Source organism: Ruegeria alba, assembly GCF_022321465.1.
GTDB lineage: Bacteria > Pseudomonadota > Alphaproteobacteria > Rhodobacterales > Rhodobacteraceae > Ruegeria_B > Ruegeria_B alba.
This window is the reverse complement of sequence record NZ_JAKOEM010000001.1, coordinates 725,365-741,603: the sequence shown is the minus strand read 5'-3', so window position 1 is coordinate 741,603 and position 16,239 is coordinate 725,365. Positions and strand designations below refer to the sequence as shown.

At 65.1% G+C, this 16,239-nt stretch carries 16 protein-coding genes; 6 read left to right on the top strand and 10 right to left on the bottom strand.

What is annotated here, in order from left to right; genetic code table 11:
- Window positions 1–25 precede the first annotated feature (25 nt).
- The 5 genes from MB818_RS03550 to MB818_RS03530 form a co-directional block, all read right to left on the bottom strand.
- The gene (locus MB818_RS03550; protein WP_234217340.1) at window positions 26–1,345 is read right to left on the bottom strand and encodes a pyruvate dehydrogenase complex dihydrolipoamide acetyltransferase; all 1,320 of its coding nucleotides are present in this window, start codon (window positions 1,343–1,345) and stop codon (window positions 26–28) included.
- A gap of 12 nt (window positions 1,346–1,357) precedes the next feature.
- Window positions 1,358–2,740 carry a pyruvate dehydrogenase complex E1 component subunit beta gene (locus MB818_RS03545; RefSeq protein ID WP_238903965.1) on the bottom strand — a complete coding sequence of 461 codons (1,383 nt, stop codon included), beginning with the start codon at window positions 2,738–2,740 and terminating at the stop codon, window positions 1,358–1,360.
- Window positions 2,741–2,754: 14 nt separating this feature from the next.
- A complete protein-coding gene (gene pdhA, locus MB818_RS03540) occupies window positions 2,755–3,747 on the bottom strand; it encodes a pyruvate dehydrogenase (acetyl-transferring) E1 component subunit alpha (protein ID WP_234175556.1) in 993 nt (330 codons plus the stop codon).
- 175 nt (window positions 3,748–3,922) lie between these two features.
- Entirely contained in the window at window positions 3,923–4,222 is a 300-nt protein-coding gene (locus tag MB818_RS03535; protein ID WP_234136965.1) for an FtsB family cell division protein, read from the bottom strand.
- 124 nt (window positions 4,223–4,346) lie between these two features.
- Window positions 4,347–5,279: a hydrogen peroxide-inducible genes activator gene (locus tag MB818_RS03530; RefSeq protein WP_238903963.1), complete on the bottom strand. Its 933-nt coding sequence runs from the start codon at window positions 5,277–5,279 to the stop codon at window positions 4,347–4,349.
- Between the two features lie 133 nt (window positions 5,280–5,412).
- Here MB818_RS03530 and MB818_RS03525 point away from each other — a divergent pair, with 133 nt between their 5' ends.
- Window positions 5,413–5,661, top strand: a complete 249-nt coding sequence (locus MB818_RS03525; RefSeq protein WP_234136962.1) for an HP1242/YdcH family protein — start codon at window positions 5,413–5,415, stop codon at window positions 5,659–5,661.
- Window positions 5,661–5,807 (top strand): hypothetical protein, encoded by a 147-nt coding sequence (locus tag MB818_RS03520; protein WP_238903961.1) that lies wholly within the window; start codon window positions 5,661–5,663, stop codon window positions 5,805–5,807. Before MB818_RS03525 ends, MB818_RS03520 begins: the two co-directional genes overlap by 1 nt.
- A gap of 28 nt (window positions 5,808–5,835) precedes the next feature.
- Here the strand turns inward: MB818_RS03520 and MB818_RS03515 are convergent, their stop codons facing one another.
- Window positions 5,836–7,032: a phosphoglycerate kinase gene (locus tag MB818_RS03515; RefSeq protein WP_234143943.1), complete on the bottom strand. Its 1,197-nt coding sequence runs from the start codon at window positions 7,030–7,032 to the stop codon at window positions 5,836–5,838.
- Between the two features lie 132 nt (window positions 7,033–7,164).
- Between MB818_RS03515 and MB818_RS03510 the strand changes: the two genes are divergently transcribed.
- From MB818_RS03510 to MB818_RS03500, 3 genes are all read left to right on the top strand, one after another.
- Window positions 7,165–7,671 carry a peptidylprolyl isomerase gene (locus MB818_RS03510; RefSeq protein WP_234136959.1) on the top strand — a complete coding sequence of 169 codons (507 nt, stop codon included), beginning with the start codon at window positions 7,165–7,167 and terminating at the stop codon, window positions 7,669–7,671.
- Entirely contained in the window at window positions 7,664–8,209 is a 546-nt protein-coding gene (locus MB818_RS03505; protein WP_011047955.1) for a peptidylprolyl isomerase, read from the top strand. Before MB818_RS03510 ends, MB818_RS03505 begins: the two co-directional genes overlap by 8 nt.
- A 121-nt stretch (window positions 8,210–8,330) precedes the next feature.
- Window positions 8,331–9,296, top strand: coding sequence for a DUF3179 domain-containing protein (locus MB818_RS03500; protein ID WP_238903959.1), 966 nt, complete (start codon window positions 8,331–8,333; stop codon window positions 9,294–9,296).
- Window positions 9,297–9,429: 133 nt separating this feature from the next.
- Here the strand turns inward: MB818_RS03500 and MB818_RS03495 are convergent, their stop codons facing one another.
- From MB818_RS03495 to MB818_RS03480, 4 genes are all read right to left on the bottom strand, one after another.
- Window positions 9,430–9,945 carry a bactofilin family protein gene (locus MB818_RS03495; protein WP_234136955.1) on the bottom strand — a complete coding sequence of 172 codons (516 nt, stop codon included), beginning with the start codon at window positions 9,943–9,945 and terminating at the stop codon, window positions 9,430–9,432.
- On the bottom strand, window positions 9,935–11,263 hold the full coding sequence (locus tag MB818_RS03490; RefSeq protein WP_234136954.1) for a DUF5930 domain-containing protein: 1,329 nt from the start codon (window positions 11,261–11,263) through the stop codon (window positions 9,935–9,937). Before MB818_RS03490 ends, MB818_RS03495 begins: the two co-directional genes overlap by 11 nt.
- A gap of 191 nt (window positions 11,264–11,454) precedes the next feature.
- The gene (locus tag MB818_RS03485; protein WP_234137025.1) at window positions 11,455–12,270 is read right to left on the bottom strand and encodes a ferritin-like domain-containing protein; all 816 of its coding nucleotides are present in this window, start codon (window positions 12,268–12,270) and stop codon (window positions 11,455–11,457) included.
- 17 nt (window positions 12,271–12,287) lie between these two features.
- On the bottom strand, window positions 12,288–12,749 hold the full coding sequence (locus tag MB818_RS03480) for a peroxiredoxin (protein WP_234136953.1): 462 nt from the start codon (window positions 12,747–12,749) through the stop codon (window positions 12,288–12,290).
- Between the two features lie 61 nt (window positions 12,750–12,810).
- Between MB818_RS03480 and MB818_RS22015 the strand changes: the two genes are divergently transcribed.
- Complete coding sequence (locus MB818_RS22015) at window positions 12,811–16,224, top strand: YhdP family protein (RefSeq protein WP_304622092.1); 3,414 nt, start codon at window positions 12,811–12,813, stop codon at window positions 16,222–16,224.
- The last annotated feature ends 15 nt before the right edge of the window (window positions 16,225–16,239 follow it).

Genomic DNA, 16,239 nt, shown 5'->3' with positions numbered 1-16,239 from the left:
TTGTGTTTTTCGCGGTGGTGGCCGGTCAGGCCAGCATCACCATCGGGTTTTCCAGGTTGTCAACGATCGCCTGCAAAAGCTGTGCGCCAAGCGCGCCGTCGATCACCCGGTGATCGACCGACATGGTCACCGACATCACGGTCGCCACGGTCAGCTCGCCATCGGCGCCGACCACCGGTTTCTTGACCCCAGAGCCGACCGCCAGGATACCCGCATGCGGCGGGTTCACGATGGCATCGAAATTGTCGATGCCGAACATGCCGAGGTTCGAGATGGCAAAGCTGCCGCCCTGGTATTCATGCGGTGCCAGCTTGCGGTCGCGGGCACGGGTGGCGAGATCCTTCATCTCGGTCGACAGTGCCGACAGCGACTTCATGTCGGCATCCTTCAGCACCGGCGTGAACAGCCCGCCCTCGATGGCAACGGCAACGGCCACGTCCGAGGGTTTCAGCTTCAGCACCCGGTCACCGGCCCAGACCGCGTTGCAGTCGGGCACCTGTTGCAGCGCGTTGGCGACCGCCTTGATGATGAAGTCGTTGACGCTCAGCTTGACGCCACGCCCTTCGAGCTGCTTGTTCAGCTGGGCGCGGAACTTCATCAGCGCATCCAGCTTGATATCGCGGCGCAGGTAGAAATGCGGGATCGTCTGCTTGGCCTCGGACAGGCGCGCGGCGATGGTCTTGCGCATGCCGTCGAGCTTGACCTCTTCGTACTCGCGACCCTCGTACATACGGGCAACCATATCGGCGCTGGGTCCGCTGGGGGCTGCTGCGGCAGGAGCGGCAGCTTCGGCTGCGGGGGCCGGGGCCGCAGCTGCGGGGGCAGGGGCCGCTGCCGGGGCGGTGGCGCCAACCACGTCTGCCTTGACGATCCGGCCATGCGGGCCGGAGCCTGCGATTTGCGACAGATCGAGCCCCTTGTCAGCGGCAATCCGGCGCGCCAATGGCGAGGCGAAGACGCGGCCACCATCAGCACCCTTGGGTGCAGCCGGGGCCGCGGTGGGGGCTGCTGCGGGCGCCTCGGACGCCGCAGGGGCGGCCTCGTTGCCCGCGGCGGCGGCCGGGGCCGCCTTGGGCGCGCTGGCGATATCGCCCGCACTTTCGCCCTCTTCCAGCAGCACCGCGATTGGGGTGTTCACCTTGACCCCTTCGGTGCCTTCGGGCACCAGGATCTTGCCGACGATGCCTTCGTCGACGGCTTCGAACTCCATCGTGGCCTTGTCGGTCTCGATCTCGGCCAGCAGGTCTCCCGAGGAGACGGTATCGCCTTCCTTGACCAGCCATTTCGCCAGGGTGCCTTCCTCCATGGTGGGAGACAGGGCGGGCATCAGGATTTCGGTGGGCATCTCTGTCGCTCCTTACCGATAGGTCACTTGTTTGACAGCTGCGACCACTTCATCAGTGGTGATCAGCGCCAGTTTTTCCAGGTTCGCGGCGTAGGGCATCGGCACATCCTTGCCGGTGCAGGTGATGATCGGCGCGTCGAGATAGTCGAAGGCCTGCTGCATCACCTCCGACGCGATATAGCTGCCGACGGAGCCCTGCGGCCAGCCTTCCTCGACAGTGACCAGACGGTTGGTCTTCATCACCGAGGCGATCACGGTGGGCAGGTCCATCGGGCGCAGGGTGCGCAGGTCGATCACCTCGGCGCTGATGCCGTCAGCGGCCAGCCGTTCGGCGGCTTCAAGCGCGTATTGCATACCGATGCCGAAGCTGACGATGGTCACATCGGTGCCCTCGCGCCAGATCCGCGCCTTGCCGAAGGGCACCACCAGGTCATCGACCTGCGGCACATCGAAACTGCGGCCATAAAGGATCTCGTTTTCCAGGAAGATCACCGGGTTCGGATCGCGGATCGCCGATTTCATCAGGCCTTTGTAATCGGCGGCCGAGTAGGGCATCGCCACCTTGAGGCCGGGGATCTGCATGTACCAGGCGGCATAGTCCTGGCTGTGCTGGGCGGCAACGCGGGCGGCGGCGCCGTTGGGGCCGCGGAACACGATCGGACAGCCCATCTGGCCGCCGGACATGTAGAGCGTCTTGGCCGCCGAGTTGATGATATGGTCGATCGCCTGCATGGCGAAGTTGAAGGTCATGAATTCGACGATGGGCTTGAGCCCGCCAAAGGCCGAACCGACGGCGATCCCGGCAAACCCGTGCTCGGTGATCGGCGTGTCGATGACCCGCTTGGAGCCGAATTCGTCCAGCATTCCCTGGCTGATCTTGTAGGCGCCCTGGTATTCGGCCACCTCTTCGCCCATCAGATAGACGGCCTCGTCGGCGCGCATCTCTTCGGCCATCGCGTCGCGCAGCGCCTCGCGCACGGTCTGCGACTTCATCGGCGCATCCGCCGGCCAGTCAGGTGACAGGTCGACCTTGGGTGCGGCGGGAGCCGCGATCGGGGCAGGGGTTGCGGGCGCCTCGGTGCCCCCTGCGGGGGCCGCCTCGTTGCCCGCGTCGGCCGCTGGTGCAGCCGACAGTGCCGCATCGACGCTTTCGCCTTCTTCCACCAGAAGGGCGATGGGGGTGTTGACCTTGACCCCTTCGGTGCCTTCGGCGATCAGGATCTTGCCGACGATGCCTTCGTCGACCGCCTCGAACTCCATCGTGGCCTTGTCGGTTTCGATCTCGGCCAGGATATCGCCCGAGGAGACGGTGTCGCCCTCCTTGACCAGCCATTTCGCCAGGGTGCCTTCCTCCATGGTGGGGGACAGGGCGGGCATCAGAATTTCGGTTGCCATGTCGTGATGTCCTCTCAGGCGTAGATATCGGTCCAGAGCTCGTCCACGGACGGCTCGGGGCTTTCTTTCGAGAATTCGGCGGCCTGGTTGACGATCTCCTTGATCTCCTTGTCGATCGCCTTCAGGTCATCCTCGGTGGCGTGTTTGCCGCTGAGCAGCATCTCGCGCACCATCTCGATCGGGTCGCTCTGCTCGCGCACTTTCTGCACCTCTTCGCGGGTGCGGTACTTGGCCGGGTCCGACATCGAGTGGCCGCGATAGCGATAGGTCTTGACCTCGAGAATGTAAGGGCCCTTGCCGGCGCGGCAGTGGGCCACGGCCTTTTCGCCGGCCTCTTTCACCGACAGCACGTTCATGCCGTCAACGGTTTCGCCGGGGATGCCAAAGGCCTCGCCTCGGGTGTAGATGTCGGGCGAGGAGGTCGAGCGTTTCTGCGCGGTGCCCATGGCATACTGGTTGTTCTCGATCACGAAGACGACCGGCAGTTTCCACAGGGCGGCCATGTTGAAGGTCTCGTAGACCTGGCCCTGGTTGGCCGCGCCATCGCCGAAATAGGTAAAGGTGACGCGACCGTTGTCCAGGTACTTGTCGGCAAAGGCCAGGCCCGCACCCAGCGGCACCTGGGCGCCGACGATGCCATGGCCGCCGTAGAAATGCTTCTCTTTCGAGAACATGTGCATCGAGCCGCCCTTGCCCTTGGACAGGCCGCCCTCGCGCCCGGTCAGTTCGGCCATGACGCCGCCCGGTTCCATGCCACAGGCCAGCATGTGGCCGTGGTCGCGATACGAGGTGATGCGCTTGTCACCCTCTTCGGCGGCGGCCTCAAGACCCACGACAACCGCTTCCTGGCCGATATAAAGATGGCAGAACCCGCCGATCAGACCCATGCCGTAGAGTTGGCCGGCCTTTTCCTCGAATCGGCGGATCAGCAGCATCTCGCGGTAATAGTGTTTCAGTTCTTCGGCGGAAGTATTTGATTTTCTTGAGGTCTTTCTCGTCGCGGTCACGGCGCCATTCCTCTGTCGGTGAAATAGTTTAGCATTAAACTATCTAATAAAGCATTTTTCGCCGCCTGACGAGTGCTAATATGACGCGGCGGCAAGGCCGGGTGGGGCCGGAGAATCTTCGCAGAAGATTTTCGACGTCAGGAGATTTTTCTACGAAAAATCCGGGCGCTTCGCCTCAGCGGATCACGATCTCGTCGGCGCGCAGCAGGCCCAGTACGGACCGGGCCTGTTCGTCCAGCAGGTCAAGATCCAGATAATCGTCGCTCAGACGCCGGGTCAGGTTTTCCATCCGGTCGATCTGTTCCTCGACCTTGGCCAGGTCGCGCGACAGCACCTCGCGCTCGGCGGCAATCTCGACCCGGCGGAACAGGCCGAAATCGCCCTGCACGGCCGCAAAGGTGAAATAGATCGCCAGCGCAAAGGAGACCGCGAAAAACGCGATCGCGCCGATGCTGGGTCTGGTTGTCCGGGACACGCGGTATACCTGCCGTCTTGATTGCCTCTGGTCGCACCTCTGGCGGGTGCGTGGCCCTAGTATGACACAGGCGGATCCCCTTGTGAATCCCTCTTCTTCACGTGTTTTTCGGGTTTTTACCTTGTCATCTGACGGGTTGCAGGATGCCGCTCATCTCGTCGTGGATCACCTGCCGGGTCAGCTGGATGAAGCGGTCGATCGCGGGCGGGGTGCCGGTGGCCGTGCGCCAGGCCAGCCCGACAGTTCTGTGCATCGCGGGTCGCAGCGGCCGCGTGGTGACATCGGCGCCGGTCGCGCGGACTTCGGAGGCGACATAGAGCGCGGGCAGCAGGGTGATCCCCATGCCCAGCGACACCATCTGCCGCAGGGCGTCCAGGCTGGTGCCTTCGAATTCCGTGCTGAGCCGGGCCCCGGCGGTTTCGCACAGGCCCTGAACCTGTCCGTGCAGCGCATAGCCGGGGCTGAGGCCCAGCATGGTTTCGCCCGCCAGATCGGCTTGCCGGACCTGGGGTACGCCCGCCAGCCGGTGCGCCGGGTCTACCGCCAGTTCCAGCGGCTCGCGAAACAATCGCGCCACGCGGATATCGTCCCGGCCGACAGGCAGCTGGGTCAGGATCAGGTCATAGCGCCCGGCCGCCAGATCCTCGACCAGGTCACGCGGGGCGCCGTCGCGGATCGCCAGTTTCAGCCTGGGATACTGGCGATGCAACTGGCGCAGCACCCGTGGCAGCAGATAGGGGCCGATGGTCGGGGTCGAGCCCAGCCGCAGCGTACCGGTCATGTTGTCCCGCATCGGGCTGGCATAGAGGGTCAGCGCCTCGACCTCGCGCAGGATACGCGCCACCATCTCGGATACGTCGCGGCCCTCGGGGGTCAGGATCAGGCCGCTGCGGCGCCGCTCCAGCAAGCGGGCGCCGACCGCCTTTTCCAGCGCCGCGATTTGCAGGCTGAGCGAGGGCTGGCTGATGCCCAGGCTGCGCGCGGCGCGGCGATATTGCCCGGCGGCCACAAGGGTCGAGAAATAGGTGAGCTGGCGCAGGGTGATGTCGGGCGGCATACGGATTTCTCAATGATAGGTAAAACCTATCTTAATCTATGCCGGTATTGGGTTCTTTCCAGATAAGCGCTCCCCATCTTTGGCACAGGCCGCGATATGTCGCGGCAGGGTTCACAATCGGAGGAGACCGTAAATGACCGCAACAGGCAGAGTTCGCGCATTCTCTTTGAAGCTGAGGATGGCGGTGCTGAAAGAGCGCCGGGCCGAGCTGAAACAGCGCATCCTGACCGAGCTCAAGCGCCCGGCGCCCTGTGCCCAGACGCTGCGTATGCTCAAACGGCGCAAGCTGTCGCTGAAAGACGAACTGGCCCGTCACGAGGGCCTGTTGCGGACGCTTGATGCGATGGGGCCGCAACGGGAACAGCGGTTGGAGAGCGCGTGATGTTTCGACTGGTGTTCATGACGACCGGCCTGCGCTGGCTGCACAGCCCCGATCTGGGCGACATGCGCCGCGCCATCCTGTCCGAGGATGACGACGGGCCGGATGGCGGCGGGATCCGTCCCGCACGGTCCCGCGCGCGGGTGTAAATGGCGCGCGGGCTTGCGATGAATTGAGTTAGCCCGCCTGCATCAGGGCGGCGACACCGGGCAGGGTCTTGCCCTCCATCCACTCCAGAAACGCGCCGCCCGCGGTCGAGATATAGGTGAAATCCCCCGCTGCGCCGCTGGCGTTGAGCGCGGCCACCGTATCGCCGCCACCGGCGACCGAGATGAGCTTGCCCGCCCGGGTCAATGCCGCCGCCTTCAGCGCGGCGGCATTGGTTGCCGCGTCAAAGGGTTCCAGCTCGAACGCGCCCAGCGGCCCGTTCCAGATCAAGGTCCGGCTTTTCTCGAAAATCGCCTTGATCGTCGCAAGGCTGTCGGGGCCCGCATCCAGGATCATGCCCTCGTCGGGGCAGCGGTCGGCGGGCAGGATCTGATGCGGCGCGTGGCTTTCGAATTTCTCGGCCACCACGACATCGCTGGGCAGCACGATGGTGCAGCCCGCCGCCTCGGCCTTGGCCAGAATTTCGGCAGCGGTGTCTTTCATGATGCGTTCGGCCAGCGATTTGCCCACCGGCATCCCCTTGGCCACCAGAAAGGTGTTGGCCATGCCGCCACCGATCACAAGGTAATCGACCTTTTCGATCAGGTTGCCCAGAAGTTCCAGCTTGGTCGAGACCTTGGCGCCACCGACGACTGCGGTGACCGGGCGTTCGGGCTTGCCCAGTGCCTTTTCCAATGCCTCAAGCTCGGCCTGCATCAGACGCCCGGCGCAAGAGGGCAGCAGGCGCGCGATTGCCTCGGTCGAGCTGTGTGCGCGATGCGCGGCGGAAAAGGCGTCATTGCAATAGATATCGCCCAGCCGCGCCATGCCGGCGGCCAGATCGGGATCGTTCTTGGTTTCGCTGGCGTGAAAGCGGGTGTTCTCCAAGAGCAGCACCTGGCCGGGCTGCAAGGCCTCGGCGGCCTCTTCGGCGGCGGGGCCGACGCAATCATCGGCAAACAGCACCTTGGTTTCGAACGCCCGTTCCAGTGTTGGCACCAGCTGGCTCAGCGACAGGTTCTTGCGCCGCTCGCCGCCGGGGCGGCCGAAATGCGCCAGCAGGATGGGGCGGCCCCCGGCGGCAAGGATATCGCGGATGGTGGGCATCAGGCGGCGGATGCGGGTCGAGTCGGTCACCACCCCGTCCACGATCGGCACGTTGATATCGACCCGCACCAGCACGCGCTTGCCGTTCAGGTCCATGTCGTCGAGTGTTTTCCAGCCCATCAGCCGCAATCTCCTTGCTTCAATGCGTTTGACGGTTTCTCTACCCGAATGGGCGCCCCCGTCAATGGCGTGCCTTGTCGATCCCGCGCGCGATGGTTAGGTTCCCGGCAAACACAGTGACAGGAGGGCCCGATGGCCGAAATCAAGGATCCCGAAAACACGATTATCGTCGAGCTGAAGGACGGCAATGTCGTCATCGAGCTGCTGCCCGACGTGGCGCCCAAGCATTCCGAGCGGATGAAGGAGCTGGCGCGCGCCGGCGAGTATGACAATGTCTGCTTTCACCGGGTGATCGACGGCTTCATGGCGCAGACCGGCGATGTGGCCAACGGCGACATGGAAGACGGGTTCAACATCCGTCGCGCGGGCACCGGTGGTTCCTCGCTGCCTGATCTGCCGGCCGAATTCTCGAAACTGCCGCATGACCGGGGCACCCTGGGTGCTGCGCGCTCGGCCAATCCGAACTCGGCCAACAGCCAGTTCTTCATCAACTTCAAGGACAACCATTTCCTGAACGGCCAGTACACCGTTTATGGCCGGGTGATCTCGGGGATGGAACATGTGGATGCGATCACCCGCGGCGAGCCGCCCGCGAATCCTGATCGCATGATCAGCGTCAAGGTGGCCGCAGATGTATAAGCTTGCGGCCCTTCTGGCGCTGTTCGCCGTTCCGGCGGGCGCGACCGGCCTCAAGATCGAGGTGGCGGGCGAGGCCAATGGCACCGTCACCATCGACCTGCTCGAGGATGTGGCCCCCAAACATGTGGAACAGATCACCGCGCTGGCGGCTTCGGGCGCCTATGACGGGGTGGTGTTTCACCGGGTGATCGATGGGTTCATGGCCCAGACCGGCGATGTGCAATATGGCCGCATGGGCGGCGACATGCGCCTTGCCGGGCGGGGCGGGTCCGACCGGCCCGACCTGCCGGCCGAGTTTTCGGATATCACCTATGAACGCGGTGTGGTGGGCATGGCCCGCGCGCAGGACCCCAACAGCGCCAACAGCCAGTTCTTCATCATGTTCGCCCCGGGCCCGTTCCTGGACGGCCAATATACGGTGGTGGGGAAGGTGACCGGTGGCATGGACGTGGTTGACGCGATCAAGCGCGGCACCGGTCCCAACGGCTCGGTGATCGGCCAGCCCGATCAGATGAAGTCGGTCACCGTCACCGATTGATCCAATGCCGCCGGCGCCCGGTATCGGGGCGCCGGCGGTCTCACGTTTGCGTGTGTGGGGTGGCGCGATCCCGTTCCGACGGCGATCCTTGGGTCGAATTGCAAACCCGAGAGACCCCGGCATGCGCCTTCTATCCCTCTTTCTTGCGATCTGGCTGGCTTTGCCCGCCCTGGCCGGTCCCGAAGTCTGGCGCCATGAATGGCCCGATACCGATTTTGGCAAGACCAGCGTTGCCCATTGGGGCGAGATCCTGTCGGGTGGGCCGCCCAAGGACGGTATCCCGGCGCTGAGCGATCCCGCCTTTCTGAGCGTTGCGGCGGCGGAGGATCTGGAAGGGCGCGAGCCGGTGATCACCGTGGCGCTCCCCGGAGAGACCCCGCGCGCCTATCCGCTGCGCTATCTGATGTGGCACGAGATCGTCAATGACCGTATCGGCACGGTGCCCGTGGCGGTGACCTTCTGCCCGCTGTGCAACTCTGGCCTGACCTTCGACCGGCGCAGCCCCGCGGGCGTGCTGGAGTTCGGGGTGACCGGCAAGCTGCGCAATTCGGACATGGTGATGTATGACCGCCAGACCCAGAGCTGGTGGCAACAGGCGCAGGGGCTGGCCATCGTGGGCAGGCTGACGGGGACCGAGCTGCAAACGTTGCCCAGCTGGATGGAAAGCTGGGACCAGTTCCGCGCCCGTTATCCAGACGGTCTGGTGATGGCCGAGCCGGCGTTTCGCCGCGCCTATGGCCGTAACCCCTATGTGAGCTATGACAGTGCCCTGCGCCCCTTTCTCTATGATGGCAAGGCACCGCCGCATGGCATCCCGGCATTGGCGCGGGTGGTTCGGGTAGGTGAACGGGCTTGGCCGCTGACACGGCTGGCCGAGGCCGGGGTGCTGGAGGAGGCGGGGATACGCTTTGAATGGCGCGCGGGGCAGGCGTCGGCCCTTGATACGTCCCAGATCGGTAAGGGGCGTGATGTGGGGTCGATCAGGGTGCGCGACGGGCGGGGGAGCGATCTGCCTCATGACGTGATGTTCGCCTTTGCCTTTCACGCGTTCTGGCCCCAGGGCGAATGGATGCTGGGCGCGGATTGAGCCGATCCGGCGCGGCCGGGCGGGCCAAGATTTTTAGACGAAAAATCTGGCGCTGCCCGGGTCGACCGTTGCGCCAAATCAAAAGCGCCGCGGGAGGCCCGCGGCGCTTTGTATGTTCTGAAAGAGAGAGGCCTCAGGCACCTTCGGGCTTGTGCGCCGGGGCGGCTGCGGCCGGGTTCGCGCCGGGCTTTGCTGCGCGACCGGGGTTCAGCGGATCGTCCTGACGCTGTACCGAACCTTCGAAATGAGCACCGCTCTCGATCGCGATGGTCTTGTGGATGATGTCGCCTTCGACCCGTGCGGTCGAGGTCAGGCGCACCTTGAGGCCCCGAACCCGGCCCACGATCCGGCCATTGATCACCACGTCGTCGGCGGTCACTTCCCCCTTGATGGTGGCGGTCTCACCGATGGTCAGCAGATGCGCGCGGATATCGCCCTCGACCGAGCCTTCGACCTGGATGTCACCAGAGGTCTTGATATTGCCGGTGATATGCAGATCCGAGGAGAGGATCGAGGCCGGTGGCTTGGGCTTGGGCGCAGCTGCCTTGTAATCGCTCGGAGCGGGTGCGGCAGGAGCCACAGGCGCAGCGGGTTTGGCCGCCTCGGGGGCCTTGGGGGCGGGCTCGTTGATTTTGCTCTTAGAAAACATTGCGTGAAGCCTTGATGTAAGTCATGGGGTTAACGGGTCTTCCGTTGACATGCACCTCGTAGTGCAGATGCGTCCCGGTGGACCGACCGGTGCTACCCATATCAGCAATATGATCCCCGCGCGAGACCCTTTGGCCGACCTTTACACGGAGTTGCGAGTTATGGGCGTAATAGGTCTCGATCCCGAAGGCGTGGCGGATCTTGATCAGCTTGCCAAACCCCGACTGCCAGCCCGCATGGGTGACCACGCCATCGGCGGTCGCATGGATGTCGGTGCCGTGCTTGCCCGCGAAATCCGACCCGTTATGCATGCGTTTGCCGCCTGTCTTGGGGTCGCGCCGATAGCCGTAACCGCTGGTAAAACGCACCGCGGCGCGGACCGGCGACGCAAAGGGCGCCTGCTCGGCTGCGATCCGGTAAAGGTTCAGCTGATCCATCTGCTGAAGCAGTTCATTCGCGCGAAGTTCGTCGGCTGAGGGTTCCTCACCGCGCGTGCTGAAGGACAAAGGGGTAAGCGGCCCGCCCTGGCCGCTATAGCCGCGCCGCACTTCTTCGATAATGCGGTCGGTGGGCATGCCGGCGCTGCGGAACATCTTGTCCAGCGGCTCCAGCGAAATCGTCATTGCCTCTTCAAGCTGGCGGAAGATCTGGTCGTTGCGCTCTTCCATCAACTTGATTTCAAGCTCCAGCTCGGCACGCGCATCAAGCGCCGACTGCGCGTCGGCGCGAATCCTGTCGCGTTCTTCGGCGGTGCGTTCCAGTGCGGCGGCCATGAAATCCATCTGCGCGGGCACTTCGGCGGCCACCTGCTGCACGGCGGCTGACCCTTCGGTGTTTGCGTGCAGCCGCTTCAACTCTGCCCGCGCGACCTCGCGTTGTTTCATCGTCGAGCGCAGTGTGGTCTGGATCACTTCGACACCGGTTTCCAACTCGCGCCGACGGTTCTCCGAGGCGAGCAGCTCTGTCTGCATCGCCGAAATCTGGGTCAGCGCCGCGTTGAACCGTTGTTGTGCGGCGACTGCCTCCTCGGCGCGGGCGTCACGTTCGCGCGACAGCTCGTTCAGGCGCTCCTGATACGTAGCCTGGTCGCGCTTGGCTTGTTCGCGGAAATTTCCCGCGCCGATACTGTCCATCAGCAGGATCGCGGTGGCGACAATCGTCCAGGCCACCAGCAGCGTTGCGCCGCCAAAGGCGATCAACTGAGTTTCAGGCCGGAGCCTTATGAACCGTGTGTCGGTGTCGGATTTCAGAAAGACACGGCGTTCAGGAAATCTTTTTTCCAGAAACGAGTGGATTTTGATCGCCAGACGTGTTCGCACGCGCCCATCCCTTGTTGCCCCTAAGCGAGCCCCGGCAAATGAGTGAGTGGTGTCGGGGCCATAGCCCGTGTGAATACCGGCGTGGTGCCGATCGGGCAAGTTTCTTTACCAGATGAGGGGAAAGCGCGCCCATCGCGGTCCGGTTTCGGCGAAAAACCGCCGAAACCATGCGTTTGCATGGGGTAATCCGGCTAGATACCCCGTTCGCGCTGGGGTGTTTCCTCGGCCAGCGGCCAGTAGAAATCGGGCGGGAGTCCCGCCTCGGCGCGTTTTTCCTCGTTGAAGGGGGGCTTCAGCGCGCCGTGGAAATAGCGCCGGACAAGCGCGTGGAACGCGTCCTTGGGATCGGTATTCTCGCGCCCGCACAGGAAGTGGAACCATTTCGAGCCATAGGCCACATGACCCACTTCCTCGGCATAGATCACCTCGAGCGCGGCGACCGCCTGCGTCAGCCCGGCCTTGCGGAAAATGTCGATCATCCCCGGCGTCACATCCAGCCCGCGCGCTTCGAGCACCATGGGCACCACCGCCAGCCGGCCCATCAGATCCTCGGCGGTATCCTCGGCGGCGCGCCACATGCCGGCATGGGCCGGAAGGGCGCCATAATGGCTGCCGATATTCTCAAGAACATCGCAGACCATATTGAAATGCTTGGATTCCTCGTCCGCGCATTTCACCCAGTCGTCGTAGAACCCAACCGGCATCGGTACATGGCCGAAGCGCGCGATGATGTCCCAGTGCAGATCGACCGCGTTCAGTTCGATATGCGCGACCGCATGCAACAGTGCGATGCGCCCGGCCTCGGACCCCGGACGCCTGCGGGGCACGTCGCGGGGGCTGAGCAGTTCGGGCCGCTCGGGCCGGGCGGGATGCAGCGGCGGGTGCGCAGTGCCCACCGCGATCGGGTCGGCTTCACCCTTACGGGCGGCAAACCAGGCGCTCGCGTGGCGGCGCGACAGCTCGGTCTTGGCGCGTCCGTCGGCGGTGGTCAGCACCTCGACGGCCATTTCGGTCAGGGTCAGGCTCACAGGGCGCGCACCGCGTCCAGCACCTCGTCCACATGACCGGCAACCTTGACCTTGCGCCAGACGCGCGCGATCCGGCCCTCGGCGTCGATCAGAAAGGTCGACCGTTCGATCCCCATGGATTTCTTGCCATACATGTTCTTTTCCACCCAAACGCCGTAGCGCTCGCAAACATCGCTTTCGGCATCGGACAGCAGCGGCGTGGTCAGCCCGTGCTTGGCGACGAATTTGTCATGTTTGGCCACCGTATCGCGCGAAATGCCCAACACCTGAGCACCGGCATCGGCAAAGGCCTGCAAATTCTCGGAAAAGCCGATGGATTCCTTGGTGCAGCCCGGAGTATCATCGCGGGGATAGAAGAACAGAACAACCGCGCGACCGCGCAGGTCGGACAGGCTGATCGCGCCGCCGCCATCGCGGGGAAGCGTGAATTCGGGGGCAATATCTGTGACGTCGGGCATCTGGGCACTCCGGCTGGGTTTCATGACTAGGTTACGCGCATAATAGGTCGCGGCGGAGAAGTTGGAAGACATCGACAAGACCTCGGGCGGGGACAAACCCGGAAAACCACGCCGCAGCCGGCGTCGGGTGACGTTGCTGTGGGCGATGCGCGGCACCGTGCTGCTGGTGTTTCTGGCGGTCTTTTCCGGGTTGATGCTGTTGGGCCAGACCCTTCAGGCGCCACCCTGGCTGCAAGCGCGGGTCGAGACGCGGCTGACCCAGGCGCTGGACGGGGTCAGCATCCGGTTTGGCGGCGTCTACTTCGTGATCAACAAAGGCTGGCGTCCGCGTCTGCGCCTGCGCGATCTCGAACTTTCCGATGCGGGTGGCCGGGTGATCGCCCGGCTTGCGGATGCCGAGGCCAGTCTGGCGATGCGGCCCTTGTTGCGCGGTCAGGTCCAGCCCAAGCGGATCGTGCTGAATGGCGCCTCGGCCGCGCTGCGGCGCGATGCCCAGGGACAGTTCTCGCTGTCGCTGGGCGGGCAGGGTGGCGGTTCGGTGGGACAGGCGCCGACATTCGGGCAATTGCTGGAATCCTTCGATGCCGTGTTCCTGCTCCCGCAGCTTGACGCGCTCAGCTCGGTTGAGCTGACGGCAGTGTCGCTCGACTACGAAGACTTGCGCCAGGGGCGCGGCTGGACGCTGGATGGCGGCCAGGTTCTGGTTACCCGAGGTGGCGGCGACCTGCGCATCGCCACCGAGTTCTCGCTGCTCAGCGGGCGCGACTATGCCAGCCGGTTCGAGGCCAACTATACCAGCACGCTGGGTGAACCCTCGGCCAGTTTCGGTGTTTCGATCGAGGATCTGGCCGCCGCCGATATCGCGGCCCAGGCGCCCGCGCTGGCCTGGTTGCAGGTGCTGGACGCGCCGATCTCGGGCGCCTTGCGCGGTGGCTTCGACGCGGCGGGTGCGCTGACGCCGATTTCGGCCACGCTCCAGATCGGGCGCGGGGCGCTGCAACCCAACCCGAACACTCGGCCGATTCCCTTCGCCTCGGCGCGCACCTATTTCACCTATGACCCGGCCGATCAGCGGCTGAGCTTTGCCGAGGTGGCGGTGGACAGCGCCTGGGGCGCGGCCCAGGCGGATGGGGTCGCTTATCTCGATGGGGTGGAGCATGGGCGGCTCGACCGGCTGGTGGGACAGTTCGGCCTGCATGGTCTGCGGGTCAATCCCGCCGGGGTCTATCCCGAACCGCTGACAGTCGACCGGGCCGAGGTCGATTTCCAGATGACCCTCAACCCGTTCCGCCTGCGGATCGGGCGAATGGATGTGATCGACGATGGCCGGACCCTGCGGCTGGACGGAGATCTGGGGGCCGCGCCCGAGGGCTGGCAACTGGCGCTCGACGCGCAACTGGACGCGATCACCCCGGCGCAGGTCCTGTCCTATTGGCCGGAAACCGTTGCGCCGAAACCGCGCGAATGGGTGTCCGATAACCTGGTCGAGGCGCAGCTGAGCGATCTCGACCTCGCGCTCAGGCTCCGGCCCGGGGCGCCGCCTGACCTCTACGCCGATTTCGACTTTGCCGAAGCGCAGATCCGCTATGCCAAGACGCTGCCGCCGTTGACCCGGGCGCGGGGTCAGGCCAGCCTGCTGGGTGGCCGTTTCGCGGTGACCGCCGATGCGGGCGTGGTGGTGACCGCCGAGGGGGGCGAGATCGACGCCACCGGCACCTCGTTCATCATTCCTGATATCGGCATTCGCAAATCGGCGCCGGGCATTGCCCGGATCACGGCGAGCGGGCCGGTCACGGCCGCACTGTCGCTGTTGAACGAGCCGCCGCTCAGCATCCTCGACAAGGCCAATCTGCCCGTCGATCTGGCGCAGGGGCACACGCGCCTGTCGGGAACTTTGGCGCTGCCGCTCAAGGACAGGGTCACGATCGCCGATATGGAGTTTCACCTTGCCGGTGTGCTCGAGGACGTGGCGAGCGAGGTTCTGGTGCCCGGCACGCCCGTTTCGGCGCCCCGGCTGGAACTGACAGGGGACCAGACCAGAATCGCGCTTCAGGGGTCGGGTCTTTTCGGTACGGTCCCGGTGTCGATGCGCTGGCAGCAGCCGTTGGGGCAGGGCCAGCGCAGCAACCTGACCGGACGCATTGCGCTGACCCCCGATCTGGTGCGCGAGCAACGGCTGGGCCTGCCCGATGGCATGGTGGCAGGGGCTGGCGAGGCGCAGTTCAACCTTGGCATCGGCGGCGGCGAGCCGCTGCGGCTTGAGGCGCAGTCGGACCTGGCGGGGGTGCGCCTGTCACTGCCGGAACTGGGCTGGTCGAAACCTCCCGGCAGCACGGGCCGGATGGCGCTGGTCGCGACGCTCGGGCAGGGCGGACAGGTCGAAGCGATCGAGCTAGAGGCCGCCGGCTTGCGCATGCGGGGCAGCGTCGAGTTCAAGCCCGACCGCAGTTTCGAGCGCGCCCGTTTTACCTCTTTCGAGCTTGGCGACTGGTTGGCTGTGCCGGTCGAACTCATCGGTCGCGGTTCCGGGGCAGCACCCGACATCTCGGTGCAGGGTGGCACGCTGGACCTGCGCCGCGCCCGGTTCGGCAGCGGATCGTCGGGTGGTGCCGGCGGCGGCGCGGCACCGGCGGTGAATCTCGTTCTCGACCGGTTGCAGGTCTCCGACAGCATGACGCTGACCGGTATGCGCGGCAGTTTCTCTACCGGCGGCGGGCTGAACGGTCGGTTCACCGGGGCGCTGAACGGGCAGGTGCCGATCACGGGGCAGATGATCGGGCGCGGTGCCCGCAGCGCGGTGTTCCTTCAGGCCGAGGATGCGGGCGCGGTGTTTCGCGCTGCCGGGATCCTCGACCAGGCGCATGGCGGCAGCTTTCAACTGGCGCTGGAGCCGGTCGGGGGCGAAGGCAATTACGACGCGCAACTCAGGGTGCGCAACACGCGGGTGCGCGACGCCCCCGCCATGGCCGCGCTCTTGAACGCGGTGTCGCTGGTGGGGTTGCTTGACGAAATGTCGGGGCAGGGCATCCTGTTTGGCGAAATTGACGGCAAGATGCGGCTGACGCCCAGAACGCTGACGATTCTCGAAGGCAGCGCCGTCGGCCCGTCAATCGGGGTGTCGATCAACGGGACCGTGGATACGGAAAACCGGGTTCTGGACCTGCGCGGCGTGGTCTCGCCCATCTATCTGCTCAATGCGATCGGCAGCGTGCTGACCCGCAAGGGAGAGGGGCTGATCGGGTTCAACTATACCCTGACCGGGCCGATGCAGCGGCCTCAGGTCTTTGTCAATCCGCTCTCGGGGCTGACGCCCGGCTTTCTGCGCGACATGATCCGCGCGCCCGCGCCCAGCCTGCCGGCGGTGCCCGAGGAAAATGCCGCCCCCGCGCCCACCGCCCCTGCGGGCACGCCCGCCCCCGCGCCGCAACCCGCCCCGGCGCCGCGACCCGCGCCGTCGCACGGCGGCGATCGCTAGAGCGGTCGTCGGCAT

Excerpts from the sequence above, each read along its gene's own strand:
- MB818_RS03550 (WP_234217340.1), bottom strand. The coding sequence starts at position 1,345 with ATGCCCACCGAAATCCTGATGCCCGCCCTGTCTCCCACCATGGAGGAA.
- MB818_RS03545 (WP_238903965.1), bottom strand. The coding sequence starts at position 2,740 with ATGGCAACCGAAATTCTGATGCCCGCCCTGTCCCCCACCATGGAGGAA.
- MB818_RS03530 (WP_238903963.1), bottom strand. The coding sequence starts at position 5,279 with ATGCCGCCCGACATCACCCTGCGCCAGCTCACCTATTTCTCGACCCTT.
- MB818_RS03525 (WP_234136962.1), top strand. The coding sequence starts at position 5,413 with ATGACCGCAACAGGCAGAGTTCGCGCATTCTCTTTGAAGCTGAGGATG.
- MB818_RS03520 (WP_238903961.1), top strand. The coding sequence starts at position 5,661 with ATGTTTCGACTGGTGTTCATGACGACCGGCCTGCGCTGGCTGCACAGC.
- MB818_RS03515 (WP_234143943.1), bottom strand. The coding sequence starts at position 7,032 with ATGGGCTGGAAAACACTCGACGACATGGACCTGAACGGCAAGCGCGTG.
- MB818_RS03510 (WP_234136959.1), top strand. The coding sequence starts at position 7,165 with ATGGCCGAAATCAAGGATCCCGAAAACACGATTATCGTCGAGCTGAAG.
- MB818_RS03505 (WP_011047955.1), top strand. The coding sequence starts at position 7,664 with ATGTATAAGCTTGCGGCCCTTCTGGCGCTGTTCGCCGTTCCGGCGGGC.
- MB818_RS03500 (WP_238903959.1), top strand. The coding sequence starts at position 8,331 with ATGCGCCTTCTATCCCTCTTTCTTGCGATCTGGCTGGCTTTGCCCGCC.
- MB818_RS03495 (WP_234136955.1), bottom strand. The coding sequence starts at position 9,945 with ATGTTTTCTAAGAGCAAAATCAACGAGCCCGCCCCCAAGGCCCCCGAG.
- MB818_RS03485 (WP_234137025.1), bottom strand. The coding sequence starts at position 12,270 with ATGGCCGTCGAGGTGCTGACCACCGCCGACGGACGCGCCAAGACCGAG.
- MB818_RS03480 (WP_234136953.1), bottom strand. The coding sequence starts at position 12,749 with ATGCCCGACGTCACAGATATTGCCCCCGAATTCACGCTTCCCCGCGAT.